The following is a 25,315-nucleotide window of genomic DNA, read 5'->3' as shown; positions in this document are numbered from 1 at the left end:
CCCTCGGCGCCAGGGACTGGCCGGTCCCGAGGGCCTGTTCGGCGCTCCGCCGTGGGTCTGTCGCTAGTTCTCGTGGCGAGCCTTGCGTTCGGTACCAGCCCCGCGGCCCAGGCCATGACCCTCGAAGAGCGCGGGGAGCTCGATCTCAGCGCGTATCGCGTCACCGATACCGACGCCTCGTACTTCGATGTCGAGGCGCGCATGTCCGAACTCGGTGGTACCGACAACTCGATCCTGCTTCAGGAGAGGGACAAGCTCGAGAACGGCCCCAGCTGCCAGCAGTTGCTGTCGCTCGCGCCGATCACGACGCGCCTGCGCATTCCCGGCTACTACCCGAGTCCCAAGGAGTGGGAACTCGCCTCCGAGCCGCTGTTTCAGTTCGAGGACAGCGTGTCGATGCTCGCCGGATCCTATGTCGCCACCGGTGACGACTACTACGCCGAGTGTCTGGTGTCGTTTCTCGACCGCTGGGCCCAGGATGACGCCCTCACCGACTTCCACTACGACCCGATGGAACCCCAGGCCTGGTTCGCCACCGAGTCGATGATCTTCGCCGCCGGCATGGCCTACTCCCTGGTCCGTCCGGACATCGACGGCCAGCAGGAAGAACGCCAGCGCATCGAAACCTGGCTCAACGACCTGGCCCACAAGCACGTTGCCATCCCCGGCCAGCCCGGCAACAGCTGCTGCAACAACCACTTCTACCGCCGCGCGCTCTACGCCAGCATCATCGGCGTGGTAACCGAAGACGACGAACTATTCCGCTTCGGCGTCAGCGCGATCTATTCCGCGCTGTCCGACATGACCGACGAAGGCGCCTTTCCGCTGGAAGTCGCCCGTGGTCGACGTGCCACCCACTACCAGAACTACGCCCTGCTCTACCTGATCACCAACATGCAGGTGATCGCCCGCCAGGGGTATTCGATCTTCGATCTAGAGGTCAATGGGCACCGCATCCACGACGCCGTCGACTTCGCGCTGACCATCTTTGAGGACCCGACCCAGCTCGGCGACATGGCGCCCCACGAGCAGTACACCGGCTTTCTCAAGGACAACCAGTACTTCGCCTGGATGGAAATCTACCAACGCCGCTTCGACGAGCCGCGGATCTCGGATTTCCTGGCCCAGGTCAGACCCGTCTACAACCGCAGTGCCGGCGGCTACGCAACCCTCTACTTCATGCAGCCCGACGCCCAGGACCACCTGGTCATGGACGACGAAAAGCGCGAGACCACGGCCTTCAAAGGCCTTGAGGACAACTCACCTTCTGAATAAGAGGCTCGCTTGATCATGCAGACTCCCACCATTGCTCCCCGCTGTGCCCCCGCGCATGACCCACGCCAGCGCTGGGCCAAGGCATTCCCGCTCACCGCCACCACCGCCCTGGCGCTGTGGCTCGGCGGGTGCGCCACCCCCGGCGCCGAATTCGCCGGGCCCGGTGTCGCTCCCCTGCCCGCCCAGTACCAGGACTGGTTCGACGGCGGTCAGCCGCATAACCCCGAGTGGATGCACAAGAACACCATGGACGAGGCCGACCGGCTACTGGCCGAGGGCGACAGCCGCCAGGCCATCCTCGAGCTCCGCGGACTGGCCAACCAGGACATCCCCCAGGCCTACTACGAGCTCGGCAAGATCTACGATCAAGGCAAGGGCGTCGATCCCGATCCGGTCAAGGCCGCCGAGTACTACGAGCAGGCACTCGACGAACCGTCGTACATTCACGGCCATGCGGCCTTGAACCTGGCCAAGCTCTACCTCGAGGACGAGGGCGTCCCTCGTCAGCCGTTGGTCGCCTACTACCTGCTCGAACAGGCCATGAAGGAAAACATCGGGCGTGACGAGGGCCTGGTCATGGCCGGACTGCTGGCCCGTGGCGGCGACGGCGTGCAAGCCGATCCCGACCGCGCCTTGCGGCTCTACACCCACGGCGCCGAACAGGGCAACGGCGAGGCTCAGCTGGCCCTGGCCTATGCCTATGCCGACGGCGGCTGGCTCCCCGCCGACAAGGCCCGTTCGCGCCAATACGCCGAGGACTACGCTCAGGACATCCGCCTGAAGGCCGGTGGTGGCGACGTCTCGGCGATGACCGAGCTCGCCTCGCTGTACGCCGACGACGGCCTGCTCTCCGGCCAGCCCGAACAACGCGTGCACTGGCTGACCCAGGCCGCACAGGCCGGCGATTCGGATGCCCTGTCCAAGGCCGGGCGCGAAATGCTTAAGGGCAGAAACCCTGAACAGGGCGTGGCCATGCTGACCAAGGCCGCCGAGAACGGTGATGTCGACGCCATGGCGCGTCTGGGCAAGGTCCTGCTGCGGGGTGAAGGCGTATCGCCTCGTCCCATCGAGGCCCGCCGCTGGCTCGAGGCCGCCGCCAACGAAGGCAACCTGGACGCTGCCGTGACCCTCGGCCGCGCCCTGGTCGACGGCGACGCCTTGCCGGCGGAGCCACGCCGCGGCATCACCCTGCTGGAACAGGGCGCAGCACAGGACGACGCCCTGGCGCTGACCGCCCTCGGCAAGGTCTATCTCGACGATGCGCTGGTGCCGACCCAGCCTGGCCTGGCCGTTCGTTATCTGGAGCGCGGCCACGAACTCGGCCACCCCTACGCGACCGAGTTGCTCGGCGAGCTGTACCTTTCCGGTCGCGGCGTGGTCGCCAACCCGCGCCGCGGTGAGCGCCTGCTGAGAGACGCCATCGACCAGGGCCAGAGCGGCGCCCTGCGCACCCTCGGTGAGGCCTACCTGGCCGAGGACGGCCCCTTGCCCTACCACCCCTCGGAGGCCAAAACGCTGCTCGAACAGGCCGCCACGGAAGGCGACGCGAGCGCCAAGACGCGTCTCGGCGAGGCCTACCTTGCGGGAGAGTTCGGTGAGGCCCAACCCGAGCGTGGCCGCCAGATGCTCGAGGAAGCGGCCGGTGCGGGCGATGCCTACGCCATGGTCGTGTTGGGCCGAGCCTATCGCGATGGCACCGGCGTCGACCGCGACTTGACCCGCGCCATGGACTGGCTGAACCGCGCTCAGGAGGCCGGCCACCCCTCCGCCGCCGAGGCCCTGGCACGCACCCAGCGTGATCGCGGTCAGGCCGGCAACATCCAGGCGCTGATCGCCTCGGCCCAGAACGGCAATCCCGGCTCCATGGCTGACCTGGGGCGAGCCTACCTCGACGGGCAGGGCGTCCAGCGCAATCCCTCAGAGGCACGCCGCTGGCTCGAACGCGCCGCCCGCCAGGGCCACCCCGGCGCTGCCGCATCGCTCGGCAGGATGTACCTGGAGGGCGACGGGGTCAGCAAGGATCCGGCCAGGGGAGCGGAGTTACTCAAGGTCGCGGTGGCCGCAGGCCACGCCGGCGCCCGCGCCGATCTCGGGCAACTGCTGTTGACCGGCAATGGCGTCGAAGCCGACCCTGAACGAGGCAAGCGCCTGCTCGAAGAGGCGGCGGCGACGGGCAATGATTTTGCCGCCCAGCGCCTCGGCGAGGCGTATCTCGAGGGCCTCGGCGTGAGCGCCGACCCCGCCTCGGCCAAACGCTGGCTGACCCAGGCCAGCGACGCCGGCAACTTGTCTGCCCGCACCCAACTCGGCACCGCTCTGGTCCGCGGCGATCAGGGCATCGCACAGGATACCGCCAGCGGTGAGCGCCTGCTCACCAGTGCCGCCGAAGGCGGCAACGCCGGCGCCCAGGCGAGCCTTGGTCGCGAGTACCTGCGCGGGGAAAACCTCCAGCAAGACCGCACCCAGGGCGCCGACTATCTGCTCGCCGCCGCCCGCCAGGGACATGCCACCGCCCGCCTGGCATTGGCCAAGGCCTACCTCTCGGCCAATGGCCTGGAGAATGCCAATCGCGAACAGGCCCTGCTGTGGCTCGACAGCGTCATGGACGGCGATTCCCAGATGGCCTCCCAGACGCTCCACGACCTACTCTCCAACGACGAGGCCGTCGCCGCGGCCCAGAGCACCACTGCCCAAGGTAGCTGATGCTCGAAGGCCAGGCATCGCCGGCGCAAGAATCGTCGGCGACGCTTGGCCTCTCTATCCTCTCCATCCTCCTATCCTCCTACCCTCCTATCCTCCGTCTTCTGCCTTCTGGCCCGCTGCCTTAGCCTGTTCCAGCGCCTGGCGGCCTGGCGTCTAGCCTTCGGTAATCAACCACACCGTGGCGTAGGCCAGCGCCACATCGTGGTCATCGTACTGCGTCACCTTCGCCACCTCGCCGTCCTCGAAGCAGGTCAACCACCAGTCTAGCCTGACACCGGCGGTCACCGAAAAGCTCACCTCAGGCATGATGTCGTAGTCCCGTTCCCTCATTGCTGACTCCTTGCCGACTCGCGGCTGCCGATACACGCTAGTGAACACACCATTCCCCACCTGCAGGGAGACTCGGCGTTGTCATCCCAGCGTGGAGGGAGACCCGGTGCCCTACCCTTCGCTTCGAGCCATTCGGCACTCTTTCGCAATGCGTTGCTCGGCCGAGCTCAGAGTTCACAGGACAACATGCCGCGCTCAGCGCCATCACGCCGGGCCGAACCGCCGTTGCACCAGCGCGACAAAGGCACTGAGCTTGGCCGACTGGCGCAGCGTCGGCGGATAGATCATATAGATGGTGCGGTCGTCATCGGCATCCTGCTCGAGCAGTGACACCAGCCGACCCTCGGCGATCTCCTGCGCCACCAGGTAATCCGCCACCCGAATAATGCCTCGCCCTTCCAGCGCCATGCGTTTCAGCAGGCGGTGGTCGTTGACCGCCAGCGGTCCGTCGGTAGCCGACTGCCCGCCGCCAAAGGACCACAGATCCCCGTGCCGATAGTGCAAGCAGTCGTGCTCATTGAGCTGATCCGGTCGTTGCGGCGTGCCGCGTCGAGCGAGGTAGTCGGGCGATGCACAGCACCGACTGCGGTAATGCAACAGCGGCCGGGCAATCATGCTGTCCGGCGGCGTGCGGGTAGAACGAAAGGCCAGATCGAAGCGATCGCGGCCGAGGTCATGGCTGGTGTAGCTGACATCCAGATGCAAGCGTAGCTCGGGATGCTCGGTCTGGAATTCATGGCATAGCTCGAGCAGAAAGCACTGCGTGAAGAGCACCGGCGCCGTGATGTACAGCTCCCCCGAGAAGCCCTGATCGGCATGTTCGAGCTCGCGCTCGAGATCCACCAGGGTGCCACGCACCTGGCCCATGCGCCGGCGGATGCGCTCGCCCTCCTCGGTCAAGCGCACACTGCGCGTGGAGCGAATCAGCAGCGCCACGCCCAGCTCACGCTCCAGGCGCTTGACCTGTTCGGACAGATAGCCCTTGGACACCCCCAGCCGTTCGGCCGCCCGCGTGAAACTCAGGGTTTCCGCGACCTCGGCAAAAAGCGCCAGGCTCTCGAGTCGCTTGTGTTCACGCATCATGGCTGAACCACCATTGCTCGGAAATATCGATCAATACTCCCCAGTATTGTTTTCCATGGCAAACGATCTGTTCGTCGCGGCACCTTCACCGTCAGCGGTCATGTCGCTAGAGTGAAGGGCTCGGCTATCCACCAATGCGCCACCAATGCGCCCGCGCGCCCGCGATATCCCGAACCCGTCCGCGATGCCCCTGAAGGAGTCCACGATGAGCTACCGTCCCTGCGATCAGCGCTATGACGCCATGCGTTATCAACGCTGCGGCCGCAGCGGCCTGAAACTACCCGCGCTGTCGCTGGGCCTGTGGCACAACTTCGGCCACAACGCCCACGAGAACAATGCTCGGGCGATCTGCCGCACGGCCTTCGACCACGGCATCACCCACTTCGACCTGGCCAACAACTATGGCCCGCCGCCGGGCAGCGCCGAAGAGATGTTCGGGCGCATACTGAAGACCGATTTCCGCGGCTATCGCGATGAACTGGTCATCTCCACCAAGGCCGGCTATCACATGTGGCCCGGCCCCTACGGCGAGTGGGGCAGCCGCAAGTACCTGCTGTCGAGTCTCGATCAAAGCCTTACGCGCATGGGCCTCGACTACGTCGACATTTTTTACTCGCACCGTTTCGATCCCGAGACGCCGCTGGAGGAGACCATGAGCGCGCTGGACCACGCGGTGCGGTCCGGCAAGGCGCTATACGCCGGCATCTCGTCTTACAGTGCCCAGCGCACCAAGGAGGCGGCGGCGATCCTGCGTGAGCTCGGCACGCCGTGTCTGATCCACCAGCCGAGCTACTCGATGATCAATCGCTGGGTCGAGGACGACGGTCTGCTCGACACCCTCGACGAACAAGGCATGGGCTCGATCGTCTTCTCACCGCTGGCCCAGGGCCTGCTGACCAACAAGTACCTGGGCGGCGTGCCCGACGATAGCCGCCTGGCCCGCGGCGGCGCCATTCGCGAGAGCCACCTGTCCGACGACAACCTGCGCCGCGTACGCGCCCTCAACGAGATCGCCGAACGCCGCGGCCAGACGCTGGCCCAGATGGCCATCGCCTGGGTGTTGCGTGGCGGCCGCGTGACCACCGCCCTGATCGGCGCTAGCCGTCCCGAGCAGGTCAGCGACTGCGTGAAGGCCCTCGACAACCTCGAGTTCAGTGCCGATGAGCTCAGGGAAATCGACCAGTACGCCGTCGATGGCGGCGTCAATCTATGGGCTGCCTCGACCCAAGGCTAATGTCGCTGCCCTTGGCGCTACCACCGTGTTGCCCACCCCAACGCCCCGCCGCTGGGGTGGGAAGCCGATGCATTGGAGCGCCACAGCAACGGCATCCCGGGTAGTCACTGTGGCCCTCTCTCGCCTTCCTTTCCCGCGCCGCTCTTTTTTGCCCCTACCGCGCCGCTCCCGACGGCCGCCCTGCTCCACACGCAGCCCGCTCACGGCCACGTCCAGCGCCATCGGCTGTCTGCGGCCCGGTGGCTTGCGGCTTGCGGCTTGCGGCTTGCGGCTTGCGGCTTGCGGCTTGCGGCTTGCGGCTTGCGGCTTGCGGCTTGCGGCTTGCGATCAGGGTCGGTGAGTCGATACGCTAGATTGTGCAATTTCGTGCACGGCGAGGAAGCCCTCGCCCATCGAAGGAGCCCGATCATGAGTTCATCACCTGGCACCACCGCTCGTGTTTATCGCATGAAGACCGCCGATCATCTCTGCCCTTTCGGCCTGAAAACCCTGGATCTTCTGCGTCGCAAAGGCTTCGATGTCGACGACCACCCCCTGACCAACCGCGACGCCATCGATGCTTTCAAGCAACAGGAAGACGTCGACACCACCCCGCAGGTATACATCGAAGGCGAGAGAATCGGTGGCTACGAAGAACTGCGCCAGCACCTCGGCATCGATTCCACCACGGCGTCGGACACCCGCTATCGGCCGGTACTGGTCATCTTCGCCACCGCCCTGGCGATGGGGCTGGCGGTGACCTGGGCCGCCACCGGCTCCCTGCTGTCGCCGCGGATGCCCGAGTACGCCATCGCTATCGCCATGTGCCTGCTCGGCCTGCAGAAGACCCAGGATGTGGAGAGTTTCAGCTCCATGTTCCTCAACTACGACCTTCTGGCACAGCGCTACGTGCCCTACGCCTATTTCTATCCCTACGCCGAAACCCTTGCCGGCATCCTGATGCTGGCCGGCGCGCTGGTCTGGCTGGCGGCGCCCTTGGCGCTCTTCATCGGCACGGTCGGGACGATCTCGGTCTTCAAGGCCGTCTACATCGATAAGCGTGAACTCAAGTGTGCCTGCGTCGGCGGCGACAGCCAGGTACCCCTCGGCTTCATCTCGCTGAGCGAGAACCTGGCCATGGTCGCCATGGGCCTATGGATGCCACTCCGCATGCTGCTGACCTGAGTCCGGGCGAGGAGCCGGCACCCCAGGCGCTCTCGGCGACGCGGACCGATGCCATGTCACAGCGGGGCCAGCGCGATCATTGTGCTAGGGTAGCAACAAGCCCGCGCGATCTTGCGACGCCGCCTGTCGTGCCGGCCGCGCTTTCGTCTTTCTCTGACCAGCAGGCCCCCCATGGCTGTCTTCCCGCGTACTCTCCTCGTCCGTCCCGCAGCCCTTGCCTGCGCTCCACTCGCCTGCGGTCTGCTGACCACACTGACGCTCACGACGGCGGGCTCGGCATTCGCCGAGACGACGCCCACAGCGCCTCCAATCCCGGTCAAGGTCTTCGTCGCCAGCATGTTCGAGATCGGTGACAACAGCGGCGACCGGGCCGGGGAGTTCCAGCACTGGTATGAGCGCTACTTCGCCAACGCCGACCCCGTCACCGTGCGCGGTGCCGCCCACGACCTTTACTGCAACGACAGTGGTGTCTGTGGCTCGGTGCTGGGCATGGGCAAGGTGGCCTCGTCATCCTCGATGCAGGCCATTCTGCTCGACCCGCGCTACGACTTCTCCGATGCCTACTTTGTTCTCAGCGGCGTCGCCGGCACGCCGCCCTCCAAAGGCACCATCGGCATGGTCAGCTGGGCCACCTGGCTCGTCGACTACGACCTCGGTCATCGCTGGGCCGCCGAGGAAGGCGAGCCCGGCGAGCCGGTGTTCATGCCTCGCTCTGGCTATGAAGACATCCGCGTCTACCCGTTGAATCCCTCGCTGGTGAAGCGCGCCATGGCGCTGAGCGACGATACGGCGCTCGAGGACTCCGAATCCGCCCGGCAGTACCGCCTGCGCTACCCGGATGAGGCCGCACGCCGTGCGCCCTTCGTCGCCACCGGTACCCACATGACCGGCGATACCTTCTTTCATGGTCCGGGGCTTTCGCGCCAAGCGCAGTACATGACCGAGCTGTATGGGGCCGACGACTACCTCATCACCGAGATGGAGGCCGCCGCCATCACCCAGGTCATCGATCGCCTGCATGGCACCGAGCGTATCTTGAGCCTGCGTGGCGCGGTCAACTTCGATCAGGGCAATCCCGACGAAACCACCTTGCAGCACCTGGACCCGGCCCCAGGCGAGACCGCCGGCGGCTTCGCCGAGACCGTCGCCAACATCGAATTGGTGGGCAGTCGCGTGGTCGACGACATGGTCGATCACTGGGACCAATGGCAGCGAGGCGTGCCGGCTAGCGAGTAATCGCCCCATGGCCCTTGTCGATGGCGCGCCTTGTCGATGGCGCGCCTTGCCGATGACGCGCCTCGGCGAGGGCTGAAGCGCCGTTGGCGCCAAGGTGATCAGCGGGAATCGGCGCTGCCCGCGCACCGCACCTCCCAGCCACGGCAATGCCGCACAGGCATCAGTGTTTGAGCACAAACTAAGCCGTAAAAAGCGACAACCGCTTACCTCTTACCCCAGGCGCCGCAGCAAGGCCTGGAGACCCGAACCCCCTCCCCATCGTCACCTCTAACCCCCTGCCGGATAAGCGTCGCCGGACAGCCGCCCTCGGACACGATCCTCGTTGAGCCGTCTTGCGCCACACGAGCCGCGCCTGAGGCCTCGACACCCGCGCTGTCCCATCAAGCGCCCTCTCACCAGTACGGTCCGGATTTGACAGGGAGTAGCGTATGGAAAACCGGCTTCAACAGGCCGTCCTCGCGGCCAACCGCTTCGGCCTCGGCGCCAGGCCGGGCGAGCTTGTGGATATCGCTCATGATCCCAAAGGCTGGGTGCTGGCACAGCTCGAGGCCGCTCCCGATGACGCCTCGAGCCTTCGCGGACTCCCGGGAACCTCCGACTATCTCGCACGGTTCTCCCGGTTTCGCCTCGACCACCGCCGCGCCCGCGAGCGCATCGCCCGCGGCGAACCCGACACCGGCGCCGCGGGCGCCGCCCTGCCTACCCTGATCGAGCGCTTCGGCGCCGACAAGCAGGCCGAAATTGGCCAGCGGGCACGCCAGCAGTGCCTGACGCAAACGCCGGTCGTCGAACGCCTGACGATGTTCTGGAGCAATCACTTCACCGTCTCGGGCGATGGCGGCAGCGTTCAGCTGCTGCCCGGCGCTTTCGAGCGTGAGGCGATTCGCCCCCACATCGGCGACGACTTCGCAACGCTGCTGCTGGCCGCCGAGCAGCACCCGGCCATGTTGTTGTATCTCGACAACGCCAAGTCGATAGGCCCCGACTCTCGGCTCGGCCAACGGCGCAATGCCCGACAACGGCAGGCCACCGCCAAGCCCGCGGGCCTCAATGAGAACCTGGCCCGAGAGATCATGGAGCTGCATACCCTGAGCGTCGATGGCGACTACCAGCAACACGATGTCATCGAACTCGCCCAGGGGCTCACCGGCTGGCGCACTCGGCTGGAAGTGCCAGGCACCCCCAGTGGTAGAAACATGCCGACCCTGACGCCCTACGGCAGCGTCTTTCAACAGATCGCCCATCAGCCGGGACCCCGCACGCTGCTGGGCACCCGCTTCGGGGAGCCCGGCGCCGAACAGGGCCGAGCCATGCTGCGCTTTCTGGCCCGCCAGGACGACACGGCCACGTTTATTGCCAGCAAGCTGGTACGCCATTTCGTCGCCGACACCCCGTCCGGCGAACTGGTGGCGCAACTGGCCCGAACCTTTCGCCAGAACAACGGCCAGTTGTCCGCGGTTTACCGGGCGCTGTTCAGCCACGACGCCGCCTGGCAGGACAGCACGCGAAAATTCCGTCGCCCCGAGGAGTTTCTGATCGCCCTGTATCGCGCCCTCGCGATAGCGCCCGCCCAGGGCGAAACCGCGTGGGGGCAGCAGCTACGCCTGCTGGGACAGCCCCCCTTTCAGGCCGGTGCACCCGACGGCTGGGGCGACACGTCAGCCGACTGGATAGGCGCCGACGCACTGTGGAAGCGCCTATTGATCGCGCAGCGCCATACCGATCGCCTGCCGACGACACGTGACCCCATGGAACTTGCCCAGGATAGCCTCGGGCCGTGGCTCGGCGCCGACACCGCCGTCGCCGTCAGCCTTGCCCCCCGCAGTCAGGCCATCGCGATCGTGTTCGCCAGCCCCGAGTTTCAGTGGCGCTGATACGGCGGTGACAGTGACCTCGTGGCGATGCCCGCCGAACGACATGGCCGCCGCAGCGCGTTGCGCCCCCACCACCAGGAGTCCCCGGCATGTTGAATAGACGTCAGTTCCTCGCTCGACTCGGCGCCAGCGCCAGCCTGTTGCTTTGGCCACCGCTGGCGCTGCTTGCCGCCGAGGGTCAGCCCCCGAGGCCCCAGCGGCTGGCCGTCGTGCTGTTGCGCGGGGCGCTGGACGGCCTCGCCGCCGTGCCAGCCTACGCGGAGCCAACCTTCGCCGCGCTGCGCGGTGAGCTCGATCTTTCCGGCAGCGGCGGCACGGGCCTGCTCAAGCTCGACGGCACCTTTGCCCTGCACCCCGCCCTGGCGTCTTGCCATCGGCTCTTTAGTGACGGCGACTTCGCCGTCGTCCACGCCTGCGGCCTGCCCTATGAAGGGCGATCCCACTTCGATGCCCAGGAATGCCTGGAAAACGGCAGCGACTCCCCGACCGGCAGCCGAACCGGCTGGCTCAACCGTGCCGTGGGCGCCATGCAAGGTAGCCAGGGCCTCGGCATCGCCTCCTCGCGACCGCTGATTATCCGTGGTGATGCGCCGTTCTCGACCTGGTCGCCCACCCCCGGCAGACAAAGCCCCGCCGCCCTGGCCAACCGCGTCGCCGAGCTGTACGCCCGAGACCCCGCTCTGGGGGCCGCCTTCGCCCGGGCCGTCGCCGCCCAGCAAGTCGTCCCGGGAGACCTTGCCGGCGGCGGCCAGCTCGACGATGTCATGGCCGCGGCAGGCGAATTTCTCGCCGATGCCCAGGGCCCCCAGGTGGCCCTGGTCCAGGACGATGGTTGGGATACCCACGCTCAGCAGAACGCGGTGCTGTCACGCAAGCTCGAGCAGCTAGACAGCGGCATGCGGCGTCTGCGCGAGACGCTCGCTCCGCGGTGGCGCGACACGGCGGTAATCGTGGTGACCGAGTTCGGCCGCACGGTACGCATCAACGGCACCCGGGGCACCGATCACGGCACGGCAAGCACCGTCCTGCTGGCCGGAGGCGCCATCCGCGGGGGCAAGGTGCATGGCGAATGGCCGGGGCTTGCGCGGCTCAAGGACGGCCGCGACTTGGTCACCACCCGAGACGTCAGAAGCGTGCTCAAGGGCGTGCTGCGCGATCATATGCACATCGATGAAGGCGCGCTTGGCGATCACGTCTTCCCACGCAGTCGTGGCGTGGCGGCGCTGGATGGCTTGATTGCCTAGCGACGCCGGGCACCCGTCGACGACACCGGACCAAAAGCGACGGGACGACTCGCTGCCGCGTGGCGAGGTGACGAGCACAAGACGAAGGCACGGACCGCGCGCCGGTGCCTTCCGCCGAGAGTGGCAAAGCGCTAGGGTAGGCCTACGCCCCTTCAGCCGCCGACACGGAAGTTCCCATGCCATCGTTGTCACGATTCCGCCATCCCGCCCAGCGCCACGGAATAGCGCTTCTCGTCCTGCTGGCGCTGTTGCTCACTGGCGGATGCCAGTCCTACAGCCACACGCAAACCACCGCCTCCGCCGATACTCGCCAGACCGTCGACCGCCTGCTCGGCCTGATCGACGAGCGCCTGGCCATCGCCGCCGACGTTGCCATGGCGAAGTGGAACTCCGGTGCCCCCATCAATGCCCCCGAGCGCGAAGCACAGATTCTCGCCAGGGTGGTCCAACAGGCCTCGGCAGCCGGTGTCGACTCGCGCTTTGCCGAAGGCTTCTTTCAGGACCAGTTCGACGCCAGCAAGACCATCCAGCAGGCGCTGCATCAGCAGTGGACACAGCAGTCACGGGCGCCGTTTGACGATCCCCCCGACCTTGGCCGCGATGTTCGCCCCCAACTGGATGAGCTGACACCGCGCCTGTTCACCGCGCTGAAGGCCTTTCAAGCCATCGCCGACGCGCCTGGCGCGGGTGACTATCTCACCGCCCGCGGAGAGGCGCTTGCCAAGGGCGCTAGCGAGAGCCAGCATCCGAGCCTCGACGCGGCCTATCGCGTCGCCTGGGGTGACGCCATTCACGTCGCGCTCGAGTCGCTGACCGCCTCCACCGCGCCTCAGTGAATCTTCAGGCGTGGGCCCACGCGACGGCCAAACACATCGCTGATGGCTTCGGCGGTCCCCTTGACGGCGCCCAGCAGAATGAACTGGTGCTGTCGCTGTAGGCCGTTATAGGCCGCCCGGGCCAAACGGCCACGCAACTGCAGGTCGTCGCCGAACAAGCCGCGCACTTCCCCTACGCTGCCGGCATCACCCAGCGATAGCAGGGTTCCCTTGTCCTTGAATTCGAAAGGCTCGAGGCGCTTGTCGGCCAGATATCGCGGCAGTTGCGTGGCGAGGTACTCGGCCTGTTCGCTCGCCGCCTGGGCAGTGGGCGGCGCCGGTTCGTCATCGATATAGCTGCAGTCGCCGAGTACGAAGATCCTCTCCGAGTCGATGCTCTGTAGTGTCGGGCGCACTCGCCACTGACGCTTCTTGTTGGTCGACAGCCCCGCGATCCGATCCGCAATCGGCGGCCCCACGCGTCCCGCCGCCCACACCGTCAGATCCGCGGTAAAGCTATCACCGGCGTCGGTTTCCACCCTATCGCCGGTGACCCGGCTGACCTGCTGATTGACCTCTATCGCGATACCCGCCGTCGCCAGCCGCTTGGCAATCGACTCGCGCACCGCTTCGTCCATGCCCGGCATGAAGGTATCGGTGGCCTCGAGTATCGTGACCTCGATTCTCGGCTGTGACGCCCTTGGCGCCAGATCCGCCCCCGGGGCATCGGTGGCCAACAGCGCACCGAGCTCCACGCCTGTGGCCCCGGAGCCGACGATGACCACCTGGTAAGGGCGTTCGCTCCCGGCCACCGCGTGGGCGAGAAGGCCGGTGGAATAACGCTCGAACAGCCGTTCGGCGTCGCCTTCGTTGTCCAGCATCAGCGCCTGATCGAGAACCCCCTCGACGCCCATGTCCGGTGTCACCCCACCGATGGCGAGCACCAGGGCATCGAAGCCAATCCGGCGCTCGCCAACCGCCGTGCGCCCATCGCGATCGAGAAGCTCGGCCAGGGTCAGCTGCTGCCCGGTGGCATCGATATCGAGAAGCTCACCGCGCTCGAAGGCGAACCCCCAGTGCTCGGCAAGCCCAGCATAATCGAGTTCGTCGACATGACCACGGCGTAGGCCGGCAGCGAGCTCGTGTATTCGTGGCTTCCACACATGGGTCCCGGAACGGTCGATCAGCAGCACGTCCTTGTGCCCCTCTCTCGCCAGCCGAATGGCCAGTTCCAACCCACCGGCTCCCCCACCAACGATAACGACGCCAGCCGAACGTGTTTGCATAAAAGCCTCCTTACCCTCGATCACGCGAAACGGACATCAGCCCTCGCGGCCTCCTGCCAGCCAGGAACAGGCACCGAGCCGCACTGGCATGCAGGAACCGAAGGGCACAACAAGGGTCAAGGTAACACTACGGCACAGTCCTTGAGGACCACAGGGCAGCAAGAGTAGCGTTGTCGTTATGTCGCCAATCAACGTCAGGAGCTTTGTCGATGCAAGCCGATGAGACCGCATTGATGCGAGAGCAGGCCTTTATCGGAGGCCACTGGAAGGAGGCCAGGGACCATGCCACCGAGGCGGTGGAAAACCCGGCGACAGGCGACCCGATCGGGCGGGTCCCTGACCTGTCCGCGGACGCCATCGACGAGGCCATCGATGACGCCTCGGCAAGCTTCGAGCAGTGGCGCTACAGGCCCGCCATCGAGCGTGCCGACAAGCTGATGGCCTGGTACCACGGCATGCAGGACAACGCCGAAGCCCTGGCCCGGTTGATGACCCTGGAACAGGGCAAGCCAATCGCCGAGGCCCGCGGCGAGGTCGAGTACGCGGCGAGCTTCCTGCGCTGGTTCTCCGAGCAGGCCAGGCGCGCCACCGGCGAGACTATTCCGGCCGACGATCCCGCCTTTTCCCTCGGCACCACCCAGGAGCCGGTGGGGGTCGCGGCGGTGATCACCCCCTGGAACTTCCCGCTGGCCATGATCACGCGCAAGGTCGCGGCCGCCCTCGCCGCGGGTTGCACCACCCTGGTCAACCCCGCCCGCCAGACGCCCTTCTGTGCCCTCGCACTGGCCGTTCTCGCCGAGCGTGCCGGCTTCACTCACGGCGAGTTCAACGTGGTGACCTGTTCCGGCAAACGCTTCGCGCAGCAAGTGTGCGCCGATGATCGAGTCCGGGCGCTATCCTTCACCGGATCCACCGAGGTGGGCCGGGAGCTGCTGCGCCAATCCGCCACTACCGTCAAGCGCACGGCCATGGAGCTCGGGGGCAATGCCCCGTTCATCGTCTGTGAGGATGCCGATCTGGAAGCCGCCGTCGACGGCGCACTGGCCGCCAAGTTCCAGACCAGCGGGCAGGATTGTGTCGCCGCCAACCGCATCTACGTGCACCGCTCGCTCTACGCCGCGTTCCTCGATCGCTTCCAGACACGCATGGAGGCCATGGCGGTGGGCAGCGGCTTCGATGAGGCCAATGCCATCGGGCCACTGATCAACGAGAAGGCCGTCGACAAGGCCAAGGCACTGGTGGACGACGCCAGGCAAAAGGGGGCACGGATCCTCGGCGGCGATCAGCAACACGCTCCCGGGCCGCGCTTCTTCATGCCCACCCTGGTGGCCGACTTTGACGCCGGGATGCGAGTGGCCCGAGAAGAAGCCTTCGCCCCGCTGGCCCCCGTCTGCGCCTTCGAGGACGACGATGAGGCCATCGCCGCGGCCAACGACACCATCTACGGCCTCGCCGCCTATGTCTACGCCCGCGACGCGGCGCGCATCCGCAAGTTCCAGCGCCACCTGGAAACCGGCATGGTCGGCATCAACACCATGGACATCACCGGTCCCCATGTCCCCTTCGGTGGCGTCAAGCAGTCGGGCCTCGGCCGCGAAGGTGCGCGGGCCGGCATGGACGAGTTCCTCGAAACGAAATACTACTGCGCGGCCAACGGCTGAGCCGTCGCGGATGTTCCCCTCGCGGCCCCTCGTAGCCGTGCACGGCGGCCGCCTTTGGCACGGCGCCGAGCATCCACCGTTGCCAAGCTCACCAGGCAAGGGCCTGGTGAGGCACTCGACCCGGCCACCGACCGGTGCCGTGCCCTGCCGCTGACAGCTCGAATCCTATCCCGAGCATCAATCGCGCCCGACGCCGCCGACACGCTCAACCCGGTGCTGCGACGTACGCGACACCAACTAGGTGGTTTCTCCGGTTGATCGGAGAATTCTGATTCATTGCGGCCTCTACGATCACGGCACCTCAATCATCGAGCGCAGCCAGCATACGCTGCTGAACATCGCGCCGAACGTGCCCTACTGCCCCTCACTAGCCGCCCGCGAGCCAGCGCCAGGATGCGGCCGCCAGCATGCCAGCGGCGATGGCGGCCAGGGGCAGCTTCAACCACAGGGCCACCGCCGTCGCGACCACCGTCGCCAGGCGCGTGGCACCGTCACCGAAGACCACCATGGGGACGATCACGGCGACCAGAACCGATGACGCCATGGCGTCGAGGAAGCGACGTGCCTGGGGGCCGATAGGCATCCTCGCCATCAGCAGGAACCCGACCACCCGAGCGCCATAGGCGATGGTCGCCATGGCAACGATGGCCACCAGCGATTGTTCCGGGCTCGGCACTACGAGGGCCTTCCTGTTGTTGTCGATAGCATTGACCGCCAGCAAGCGACAATGCCTCCGACCAGAGCGCCCACGACCACATGCATATAGGCAGGCAGCCAGAGGTACGCCGCAAGCGATGCGCATGCTGCCGCCGTCCACGGCACCAGCATGCCGTACTGGGGTCCTTCGCCCCACAGAATCGCCAGCAAGAAGCACAGCATGATTACGTCCAGCCCAAAGCGATCGGGTTGCGTCACCCCACCGCCGAAGCCTACGCCGAGCGCGGTGCCGATCCACCAAGCACCCCACAGGGCGATACCGCTCCCCAAGAGAAGGCCCGCGTCTCGCTCACCACGTCGATAGCCACCCAGTGCCATCGCCCAGCTGGAATCGGTGACCAGCGCCAGCAAGGCCAACTGTTGGCGCCGAGGCAATGGGTGCAGCCACGGATACAGAGCAGCACTCATCACCATGTGACGAGTGTGAATCGCCGCAGTGGTCACCATCAGCGCCACCAGCGGCAGCGGCGACTGCCACAGCTCCAGGGCGGCAAACTGCGAGGGTGCCGCAAACATCAATACACTCATGCTCAAGGCCTGCCAGTCCTCCAGCCCTTGCTGTTGAGCCGCCACACCAAAGGCTAAGCCAAAAGCGACGGTGAACCCCGCCAGCGGCAGCATCTGCCGCAATCCTCGCCAGGTCCCCGCCGCGGTTAGGCACACAGCCTGCGTCGATACCCTCGTCGCTCGGCCTGCGACCCGCCGCTGCCCCACCGCCCTTCCTCGTTCTGCTTCCATCGTCTGCACCGCTCTCTTGGTCTCGATCCCCATGAACCGATGACACCACAAACAAACAGTCTTGCTTGTTTTTAAATAGGCTCTTGTCTACCTTGGTAAGAGTGAGTTCGGCAAGGCCGCGGCTCACCCCGGATGACAGGTATCACAATAGCAATAATTCGCCTCCCGTCACGGCCCTGGAGAATTCCATGACATTCGCTCCCCGACGGTTGACCCTCGCGGTCGCCGCCCTGACTCTGCCTACGCTGGCCGCAAGCGCCTTTGCCGCCACCTCCTTCATTGCCAACTCGTTCTACGATCAACAGCATCCGCATTCCCGCTACGGCTACATCGAGTGGGCCGAGACCCTGCGTGAGCTTTCCGGCGGCGAGCTGGACCCGGAGGTCTACACCGGCACCGTGCTGTTGGCACCGCGCGCGAACCTGCAGGGCATTCAGGACAATATCGTCCAGGTAGCCCACCACGCCGCCGTCTATACGCCATCGGAAATGCCGGTAGCCAACGCGGTACAGGAGCTGGGGTTCAATTTCGACGACCCCCTCGTCGGCATCCTCGCGGTCACCGACTTTAGCCTGAACAATCCCATTCAGCTTCAGGAGTGGGAAGATCTCGGCATCGTCTATCTTGGCGCCTATAACACACCGCCTTATGTCCTGTTCTGCCGAGAGCCAGTACGCAACCTGGCCGAACTCCAGGGTAAACGTATCCGCACCGCCGGCTCCACGGTTTCCAACTGGGTCGAACAGGCCGGGGGTATTCCGGTCAATGTGCCCTCAAGCGAGATGTACACGGGCCTGGATCGTGGCTCGCTAGACTGCGCCTCCAACGCCGCCAACGACCTGATTGATCGATCGCTGTGGGAGGTTGCCGAGTACACCACCCTACTGCCGACAGGCATGTACTGGTCCGGCCCACAGTGGGGCTTCAACCCAGATTTCTGGGCCGGGCTCAGCGACGCCGAGCGTGACATCTTCAAGCAGGCCACGGCCAAGGCCATGACCCGCATGATCGTGCAGTATCTGGCCACCGCAGATGCCGCTTTAGAGGAAGCCATCGCCAAAGGCAACAATGTCTACCAGCCGGAAGACGACCTGATGGCGTCGGTCGAGGCATTTCGCGAACAGGCCCTGACCAGCGTCTATGACACCGCCCAGGACAAGTACGGCGTCGAAGACCCTCATGCGCTGATCGACGATTTTCTCGACACCCAGGCCAAGTGGGTAGCGCTGCTCAAGGACGTGGATCGCAATGACGAACAGGCCCTTGCCGAACTCGCCATGCAGGAAATCTACAGCAAGCTACCGGCGGACTACGGTATCTACTGAGCCCTGAGTGGGGCCTGAGTGGGGTCTGAGAGGGCGGAAGGCAGGACGCCTGCCAGAAGGCGCCGCAAGCCGAGCACCAGTCCTACGGGAGACGACGGCATGACACAGCGACAGACTCAGGAAGAGCGTTCGCGCCAGACCCAGGCCCGGGTCATGCAGGCCACCTTGGTCTGCGTGCTGGAAAAAGGCATTCGCGCGACCTCCACAGTGGATGTCGCGCGCCAGGCCGGCGTCTCCCGTGGGGCTCTGATCCATCACTACCCGACCAAGGAAGCCTTGATGCAGGCGGCGCTGGAGGACTTGCTGGCCCGCGAAGTCGACAGCGTTCGCGATATGGCAGAAGCAGTCAGGTCGGGGCAGATGGATTTCAACAGGCTGCTCGAGGCGCTCCACGAGCACTTCAAGGGTGACCTCTTCATGGTCACGCTCGAATACCTTACGGCGGCCCGCACCGACGACGCTATCCTCTCGGTGCTGGAGCCACTGGCGGCGACCTTCAACCGCAACCTGGAAGCGATCTGGGATCAGTTGGTGTCGAGCACCGAGCACTCATCCCGGGAGAACCGCGTGGCGCTAAACGCCACCCTGTGCATGATGCGCGGCATGGGCGCCCAGAGTATCTGGCGCGACGATCCCGACCTCTATCGCGACATGCTGGTGTTCTGGAAACAGACGCTCCTGGACTCCGGCTTTACGACCGGGGGCTCCCACAATGAGGTCCATGATGGCGACCAAGTCCACACCCCTTGAGCGGGCCAGCGTCCTGCTCAGCCAGGCAACGCTGGCGCTCGGCGGGATCTTTCTGGTCCTGATGGCGCTGCACGTGTCTCTGGATGTCGTGCTGCGCCACCTATTCGGCAATTCCTTTACCGGCACCCTGGAGATCGTCTCTTTCTACTACATGGTTGGGGTGGTGTTTCTGCCGCTGGCCTACGTCGAACTCAAGCGCGAGCACATCAGCGTCGACGTGCTGGTGGGTCGCTTTCCCCAACGCGTGCAATTGGCACTCTACCTGTTTGGCGCAAGCCTCGGGCTGATCTACTTCGGCATGCTCGGCTACCAGGGCGCCATCGACGCCATCGAGGCCACCCAGCGCGCCGAGACCGCCATGGCCAATTTCACCTTCTACCTGTGGCCCAGTCGCTGGGCATTGCCAGTGGGTTTTGCCGCCATCTGCCTCGCCATCCTGGCCAATATGGCCAAGGCGATACGCCTGCGCCAAGCGCTTTAAGGGACTTCCCATGAGCCATCTCGAGATTGGCGTGGCGGGTATCGCCATCGCCCTGACACTGATTGCCCTGCGCGTTCCCATCGGCGTCGCGCTGGGGCTTGTTTCCATCGTCGGCATCAGTGAGCTGACCAACATGCGTGTCGCCTGGGGCATGATCTCCGCGACTCCGTTCGATTTTGCCGGCACCTGGGAATTAACCGCCGCACCGATGTTCCTGTTCATGGGCTACCTGTGTACCACCACCAACATGACACAGGGCCTGTTTCATGCCATGCGGCTGTACCTCGCGCGCCTACCGGGCGGTTTGGCGGTGTCCAGTGTCATGGCCTCGGCGTTTTTTGCCGCCGCCTCGGGATCAAGCGTGGCGACCTCTGCCGCCATGTCGCGTATCGCGGTACCTGAGATGCTCAAGCACGGCTACGACAAGGGCCTCGCTACCGGTACGGTGGCAGCCTCTGGCACCCTCGGTTCGCTGATTCCTCCCAGCGTGTTGCTGGTACTTTACGGCGTCTATGCACAGGTCAGTGTCGGCCAACTATTCATGGCCGGCTTTCTGCCGGGCCTGGCCTCCGCTCTGCTCTACATCCTGATGATTATGGTCCGGGCCAAGCTCAACCCTGCGCTCGCCGGCCACGCCGCGGTGAGCTCCACCGCTCAGGAAAAGTGGGATGCGTTCAAGGACATCTGGCCGCTACCGCTATTGATCGGCGCTGTGCTCGGCGGCATCTTTACCGGGCTATTCTCCCCCACAGAAGCCGGCGCCGTAGGCACGTCCATCGCCGCCTTGATCGCCCTGGCACGCCGCACTCTGACCTGGCCGGCGATTCGCGACGCCATCGTCAATACCGCGGTCAGCACCGCCAGCATCTTCATCATCCTGATAGGCTCACTGTTCTTCACCCGGTTCCTGGCCATGAGCGGAGTTCCGGCCGCCTTCTCCGATCTAATCCTCGGCGTCAGCACCGAGACCTGGTGGATCATCTTCGCCGTCGCCATCATCTACCTGGTGCTCGGCATGTTCATCGACTCCATCGGCCTGATGCTGCTCACCCTACCGCTGATTCTGCCGCTGGTAGAAGGCGCTGACCTGAACCTGGTGTGGTTCGGCATCATCGTCGTCAAGCTCTTGGAGGTCGGTCTCGTTACTCCCCCAATTGGGCTCAACGTCTACGTCATCAAGGGCGCGCTCGGCAACAGCGTGACCCTGCCAGAAGTCTTCCGCGGGGTGAGCTGGTTCATCGTGATGGATATCGTCGCGCTGATGCTTATCGTGCTGGTACCCGCCCTGTCGCTCTATCTTCCCCAACAGATGTTCTGATCACTGCTCGAGGCTCGTCCATGACAACCACAAGAATCATCAACGCCAGCATCATAGATACACGGGCAGGCCAAGTGCTTGCGGGCCACGAGGTGCGCATCGCCGACGGGCGCATTGTCGAGGTAGGCCCCGCTCCTCTGCCGGGAAGCGATGACACCATCCTCGATGCCAAGGGCCATTTCGTGATGCCAGGGCTGGTCGATTCCCACGTCCACGTTACCGCCATCACGCCAAACTTCGCGCTACTCGAGACGCTCTCACCGTTCTACGTTGGGGCCAAATCTAGCGAACTACTTCACGACATGCTGATGCGCGGTTTCACCACCGTGCGCGACGCCGGTGGCGCCGACCATGGGCTCGCCAGCGCCGTCGAGGAGGACAGCCTAATCGGCCCTCGCCTGCTGTACGCAGGCAGAGCGCTGTCCCAGACCGGTGGCCACGGCGACATGCGCGGCCCGGGACAGCAGACCTTCGAAGGCTGCTTCTGTTGTGCTGGCCTTGGCCGCGTCTGCGATGGCGTGAGCGAAGTGCGTCGCGCCGCCCGAGACGAAATTCGCAAGGGTGCTCATCAGATCAAGATCATGGCCTCTGGTGGCGTCGCCTCGCCCACCGATCGCATCGACAGTACTCAGTTTTCGCTTGAGGAAATCGATGCCATCGTCGAGGAAGCCACCGCCGCCAATATCCACACCATGGCCCATGCCTACACCGCCCGCGCCATCAACCGCCTGATCCCTCGCGGGGTCAAAACCATCGAGCATGGCAATCTGATGGATGAAGAAAGTTGCCGCCTGTTCGTCGAGCATGATGCTTACCTGACACCGACGCTCGCCACCTACGATGCCCTAGCCAAGGAAGGGGTGGAAGCTGGCATGGCTGAGCACCTGCAGCGCAAGGTATTCGACGTTCTTGAGGCCGGCGGCAAGGCACTCGAGATGGCCCAGCGTCATGGTGTGAAAATGCTTTACGGCTCCGACCTGCTCGGGCGCATGCAGCGCCATCAACTCAACGAGTTCAACCTGCGCAAGGACGTGGTACCGACGGACGATCTGGTTCGCGCCGCAACCTGCAACGCTGCCGACGCCTTCGGCGCCCGGGGCGATTTCGGCGAGATCATTCCCGGCGCCCGGGGGGATATCATCGTCCTGCGTCATAATCCGCTGGAGGACATCACCACCCTGACCCGCCCAGAGCAGGACCTGCTGATGATCATGAAGGGCGGCAAGGTCTACAAGCAGGCGCTAGAGGGCTGATCCGCTTCTCGCGCTAGAAAAGCGGCGATGAACCGGAAACCCGACCAAAAGACGCCGCCAGTGGCGGCGTCCGGAAGGCTGTAGACGCTTGACGCGCCCGGAGCGATGCAGGGAGGGGGCAGAAAGGGGGTCAGAGGGGATAGTGCCGCGGCCCGAGCTGCAGCGTCATCCAGCGCGTGTCGGTGAATTCCTCGATCCCGGCCTTGCCACCGAAGCGGCCATAGCCGCTGGACTTCACGCCACCAAATGGCATCTGAGGTTCATCATGCACGGTCGCGGAGTTGATGTGGCAGATGCCCGACGCAATCCGTCCCGCCACCCGCATCGCCCGCGCCATGTCTCGACTGAACACCGCGGCGGACAGCCCGTACTCGGTATCGTTGGCCACCTCAATCGCCGCTTCCTCGTCGGCGACACGGATCATCGCCACCAGTGGCCCGAAGGACTCCTCGCCATACAGCCGCATCTCGCTGGTCACGCCATCGATCACGGTGGCCGGCATCACCACGCCCTCGGCTCTCCCTCCCACCGCCAGGCGTGCGCCCTTGGTCAGGGCGTCGTCGATCAGGCCATTGAGCTTGTCGCCCGCCTCGCGGCTGACCAGGGTGCCGAGCGCATTGGCGTCGTCCCTTGGATCGCCGGCATGCAGCGTGGCGGCCTTGCGGGCTAACCGCTCGATGAAATCATCGGCCACCGACGCCGCGACGACCAATCGCTCGGTGGACATGCAGATCTGGCCCTGGTTAAAGAAGGCACCGAAGGCCGCCGCCTCTACCGCGGCATCCAGGTCCGCATCGTCGAGCACCACCAACGGCGCCTTACCCCCCAACTCCAGCAGCAGTGGCTTGAGATTGCGTGCCGCGCGCTCGGCGATGATGCGCCCCACCGGGGTCGAGCCCGTGAAGTTGATACGCCTCACCGCCGCATGATCGATCAGGGTCCCCACTATCTCGGCGGCCCGGTCGGGGCTATTGGTCACCACGTTCACCACGCCATCGCCGAAGCCGGCCTCGATGAGCACCTCGCCGATCAGGTGGTGCGTCGCCGGGCACTGTTCGGAAGCCTTGAGGATGACCGTATTGCCACAGGCCAGCGGCGTTGCAATGGCACGCGTTGCGAGGATGACAGGAGCGTTCCAGGGCGCTATGCCAAGCACCACACCACAGGGCACCCGCACGCCCATGGCCAAGTTGTCGGGCACATTGGACGGGATCACGTCCCCTCCCACTTGGCTGGTGAGCCCCGCCGCCTCGCGCAACATGCCTGCCGCCACCCTGACATTGAACCCCGCCCACCCGGGGGTCGCGCCGGTCTCGTCGACCATGCGCTCGATGAAGTCCTGCTGGCGTGCCTCCATCAGGTCGGCGGCCTTGAGCAACTTGGTGCGCCGCTCGCCAGGCCCGCTGCGGGACCAGCGAACAAACGCTTGCGCAGCGGCATCGGCCGCGCGTGTCGCATCGCTGCAGGAGGCCCCCGCGGCCTCGGTGACGGCGTTCCCACTCAGCGGGTTGTGGCGTGTGAATGTCGTCTTGTCCTGGGCGGCAAAGCGCTGCCCGGCGATCAACAGATCGAGAGTGTTCATGCGGTTGTCCTGTGTCCGGCACTGTGGGGTTATGGCGTCATGGGTCGGCTGGCCCCAGGGCCTCGCCCATGCTCATCGCCTGTACATGGTCACCGACCTGGCTTCCCGGGTACTGTCACGAATCAAGGACACCGGCTGCGCAGGGCCAGCGCCTTGGCATAGACGTCTCGGGCACCCTCTACGCCGCGGTCATCCAGGCGCTCGAGGTAGCGCTGGGTGCCTTCCTTCAGCGGCGGCGCCCAGTCCGGGTCATTCAACGGATCGTCGATCTCGTCAAGACTGTCGCCCTGAGCCAGCGCCTCTTCACGCCCCTCGCGATCCAGCCGATCGAAAACGCGACCGGCGGTGCGTGCCCAGTGCATGCCGCGATTGTCATCGATCACCGCCTTCAGATCCGCCGGCAGCTCATCGTAAGCGTCCTGGTTCATGGTCGCCACAATGGCGCCACTGTAGTACGGCACTTGCAGGTGGTGATTAGTCAACTCGTTGATTCGAAATACCTTCATGGCCTCCCAGGGAAAACTCAGCCCATCCATCACCCCACGTTGCAACGACGTATAGATGTCCGGTGCCGGGAGCCCCAGGGGCCTCGCTCCCATGCTCGATAGCATCTCGCCGGCGACATCACTGGGGCGTCGAATACGCAGGCCCTCCAGATCAGCCGGTGTGCGAATGGCGGTGTCGGTGGTATGCAGGTAGGCGGGCCCTGTGGTGAACAGGAACAGGACGTGGGTATCCGCGTACTCCTCCGCGATATCGCCTTCATCGAACAATGTCTGCACGATACAGGCACCCTGAGATGCGCTGTTCGAGATCCCGGGCAACTGGACGATCTCGGTCAATGGGAAGCGCCCGGCGGTGTACCCCTGCAGCGTGATGGCAACATCGGCGATTCCATCAACCGCGGCGTCGTAGGTTCTATCGGCTTTGCTCAGCGTCTGCGACGGATAGATCTCCACCTTGAGCCTGCCGTCGGAGTCCTCTGTCACTCGCTCGGCCCACGCCTTGAATATCTCCTGATTGACCGCCGATCCCGCCGGCCAGAAGTGGCTCATGCGCAGGGTGGTGTCGGCTGTTGCCGCAGCGCTTGCCGCAAGTGTGGCGGCGGCCAGCAAGCCATGTAACGTGGCGTATCTCATGGGCGTGCTCTCTTGTCTGTACGTTATCGTTATCTTGTCGTCATCGCGGCGTCATGTGCGGTCGCGCCTGTCATTGGCCCGTGGGGCTGAGTCCGGCTCTAGGTACC

General features: G+C 65.2%; 21 protein-coding genes. 14 read left to right on the top strand and 7 right to left on the bottom strand.

Annotated elements, in window-relative coordinates; all coding sequences use genetic code 11:
• Positions 1–51 precede the first annotated feature (51 nt).
• Together ACUN9Y_RS21255 and ACUN9Y_RS21250 are read left to right on the top strand one after the other, a co-directional pair.
• Complete coding sequence (locus tag ACUN9Y_RS21255) at positions 52–1,275, top strand: alginate lyase family protein (protein WP_445462741.1); 1,224 nt, start codon at positions 52–54, stop codon at positions 1,273–1,275.
• A gap of 15 nt (positions 1,276–1,290) precedes the next feature.
• Positions 1,291–3,978 (top strand): tetratricopeptide repeat protein, encoded by a 2,688-nt coding sequence (locus tag ACUN9Y_RS21250; RefSeq protein ID WP_445462740.1) that lies wholly within the window; start codon positions 1,291–1,293, stop codon positions 3,976–3,978.
• Positions 3,979–4,131: 153 nt separating this feature from the next.
• Here the strand turns inward: ACUN9Y_RS21250 and ACUN9Y_RS21245 are convergent, their stop codons facing one another.
• Together ACUN9Y_RS21245 and ACUN9Y_RS21240 are read right to left on the bottom strand one after the other, a co-directional pair.
• Positions 4,132–4,308, bottom strand: coding sequence for a hypothetical protein (locus ACUN9Y_RS21245; protein WP_445462739.1), 177 nt, complete (start codon positions 4,306–4,308; stop codon positions 4,132–4,134).
• A gap of 204 nt (positions 4,309–4,512) precedes the next feature.
• Positions 4,513–5,391: a LysR family transcriptional regulator gene (locus ACUN9Y_RS21240; RefSeq protein ID WP_445462738.1), complete on the bottom strand. Its 879-nt coding sequence runs from the start codon at positions 5,389–5,391 to the stop codon at positions 4,513–4,515.
• Between the two features lie 205 nt (positions 5,392–5,596).
• Here ACUN9Y_RS21240 and mgrA point away from each other — a divergent pair, with 205 nt between their 5' ends.
• The 6 genes from mgrA (at position 5,597) to aroQ (ending at position 12,979) form a co-directional block, all read left to right on the top strand.
• Positions 5,597–6,625: an L-glyceraldehyde 3-phosphate reductase gene (gene mgrA, locus ACUN9Y_RS21235; protein ID WP_445462737.1), complete on the top strand. Its 1,029-nt coding sequence runs from the start codon at positions 5,597–5,599 to the stop codon at positions 6,623–6,625.
• A gap of 408 nt (positions 6,626–7,033) precedes the next feature.
• Positions 7,034–7,789: a MauE/DoxX family redox-associated membrane protein gene (locus ACUN9Y_RS21230; RefSeq protein ID WP_445462736.1), complete on the top strand. Its 756-nt coding sequence runs from the start codon at positions 7,034–7,036 to the stop codon at positions 7,787–7,789.
• A 171-nt stretch (positions 7,790–7,960) separates the two neighbouring features.
• Positions 7,961–9,025, top strand: a complete 1,065-nt coding sequence (locus ACUN9Y_RS21225) for a purine-nucleoside phosphorylase (protein WP_445462735.1) — start codon at positions 7,961–7,963, stop codon at positions 9,023–9,025.
• 428 nt (positions 9,026–9,453) lie between these two features.
• On the top strand, positions 9,454–10,899 hold the full coding sequence (locus ACUN9Y_RS21220) for a DUF1800 domain-containing protein (protein WP_445462734.1): 1,446 nt from the start codon (positions 9,454–9,456) through the stop codon (positions 10,897–10,899).
• 89 nt (positions 10,900–10,988) lie between these two features.
• The gene (locus ACUN9Y_RS21215; RefSeq protein WP_445462733.1) at positions 10,989–12,143 is read left to right on the top strand and encodes a DUF1501 domain-containing protein; all 1,155 of its coding nucleotides are present in this window, start codon (positions 10,989–10,991) and stop codon (positions 12,141–12,143) included.
• A 176-nt stretch (positions 12,144–12,319) separates the two neighbouring features.
• Positions 12,320–12,979: a gamma subclass chorismate mutase AroQ gene (aroQ, locus tag ACUN9Y_RS21210; protein WP_445462732.1), complete on the top strand. Its 660-nt coding sequence runs from the start codon at positions 12,320–12,322 to the stop codon at positions 12,977–12,979.
• On the opposite strand, the gene ACUN9Y_RS21205 is transcribed toward aroQ, so the two are convergent.
• Positions 12,973–14,244 (bottom strand): NAD(P)/FAD-dependent oxidoreductase, encoded by a 1,272-nt coding sequence (locus tag ACUN9Y_RS21205; RefSeq protein ID WP_445462731.1) that lies wholly within the window; start codon positions 14,242–14,244, stop codon positions 12,973–12,975. The two genes, aroQ and ACUN9Y_RS21205, sit on opposite strands and share 7 nt — an antisense overlap.
• A gap of 209 nt (positions 14,245–14,453) precedes the next feature.
• Here ACUN9Y_RS21205 and ACUN9Y_RS21200 point away from each other — a divergent pair, with 209 nt between their 5' ends.
• Positions 14,454–15,905 (top strand): NAD-dependent succinate-semialdehyde dehydrogenase, encoded by a 1,452-nt coding sequence (locus tag ACUN9Y_RS21200; RefSeq protein WP_445462730.1) that lies wholly within the window; start codon positions 14,454–14,456, stop codon positions 15,903–15,905.
• Between the two features lie 367 nt (positions 15,906–16,272).
• Here ACUN9Y_RS21200 and ACUN9Y_RS21195 read toward each other — a convergent pair whose 3' ends face one another.
• Together ACUN9Y_RS21195 and ACUN9Y_RS21190 are read right to left on the bottom strand one after the other, a co-directional pair.
• Positions 16,273–16,581, bottom strand: coding sequence for an AzlD domain-containing protein (locus ACUN9Y_RS21195; protein ID WP_445462729.1), 309 nt, complete (start codon positions 16,579–16,581; stop codon positions 16,273–16,275).
• On the bottom strand, positions 16,581–17,243 hold the full coding sequence (locus ACUN9Y_RS21190; RefSeq protein ID WP_445462728.1) for an AzlC family ABC transporter permease: 663 nt from the start codon (positions 17,241–17,243) through the stop codon (positions 16,581–16,583). The genes ACUN9Y_RS21195 and ACUN9Y_RS21190 overlap by 1 nt, the downstream gene beginning before the upstream one ends.
• Before the next feature lie 305 nt (positions 17,244–17,548).
• Between ACUN9Y_RS21190 and ACUN9Y_RS21185 the strand changes: the two genes are divergently transcribed.
• From ACUN9Y_RS21185 to ACUN9Y_RS21165, 5 genes are all read left to right on the top strand, one after another.
• Positions 17,549–18,685: a C4-dicarboxylate TRAP transporter substrate-binding protein gene (locus ACUN9Y_RS21185; protein ID WP_445462727.1), complete on the top strand. Its 1,137-nt coding sequence runs from the start codon at positions 17,549–17,551 to the stop codon at positions 18,683–18,685.
• A 99-nt stretch (positions 18,686–18,784) separates the two neighbouring features.
• Positions 18,785–19,435, top strand: coding sequence for a TetR/AcrR family transcriptional regulator (locus tag ACUN9Y_RS21180; protein WP_445462726.1), 651 nt, complete (start codon positions 18,785–18,787; stop codon positions 19,433–19,435).
• Positions 19,410–19,916 carry a TRAP transporter small permease gene (locus ACUN9Y_RS21175; protein ID WP_445462725.1) on the top strand — a complete coding sequence of 169 codons (507 nt, stop codon included), beginning with the start codon at positions 19,410–19,412 and terminating at the stop codon, positions 19,914–19,916. The genes ACUN9Y_RS21180 and ACUN9Y_RS21175 overlap by 26 nt, the downstream gene beginning before the upstream one ends.
• 10 nt (positions 19,917–19,926) lie before the next feature.
• Positions 19,927–21,234, top strand: a complete 1,308-nt coding sequence (locus tag ACUN9Y_RS21170) for a TRAP transporter large permease (protein ID WP_445462724.1) — start codon at positions 19,927–19,929, stop codon at positions 21,232–21,234.
• A gap of 20 nt (positions 21,235–21,254) precedes the next feature.
• Complete coding sequence (locus ACUN9Y_RS21165) at positions 21,255–22,487, top strand: amidohydrolase family protein (RefSeq protein WP_445462723.1); 1,233 nt, start codon at positions 21,255–21,257, stop codon at positions 22,485–22,487.
• A 130-nt stretch (positions 22,488–22,617) separates the two neighbouring features.
• On the opposite strand, the gene ACUN9Y_RS21160 is transcribed toward ACUN9Y_RS21165, so the two are convergent.
• Both ACUN9Y_RS21160 and ACUN9Y_RS21155 read right to left on the bottom strand, forming a co-directional pair.
• Complete coding sequence (locus ACUN9Y_RS21160; RefSeq protein WP_445462722.1) at positions 22,618–24,069, bottom strand: aldehyde dehydrogenase; 1,452 nt, start codon at positions 24,067–24,069, stop codon at positions 22,618–22,620.
• A 122-nt stretch (positions 24,070–24,191) separates the two neighbouring features.
• Positions 24,192–25,208, bottom strand: a complete 1,017-nt coding sequence (locus tag ACUN9Y_RS21155; protein ID WP_445462721.1) for a TRAP transporter substrate-binding protein — start codon at positions 25,206–25,208, stop codon at positions 24,192–24,194.
• Positions 25,209–25,315: the final 107 nt, after the last annotated feature.

Source organism: Halomonas sp. V046 (genome assembly GCF_052645355.1).
This window is presented reverse-complemented; position numbering and strand designations above follow the sequence as displayed.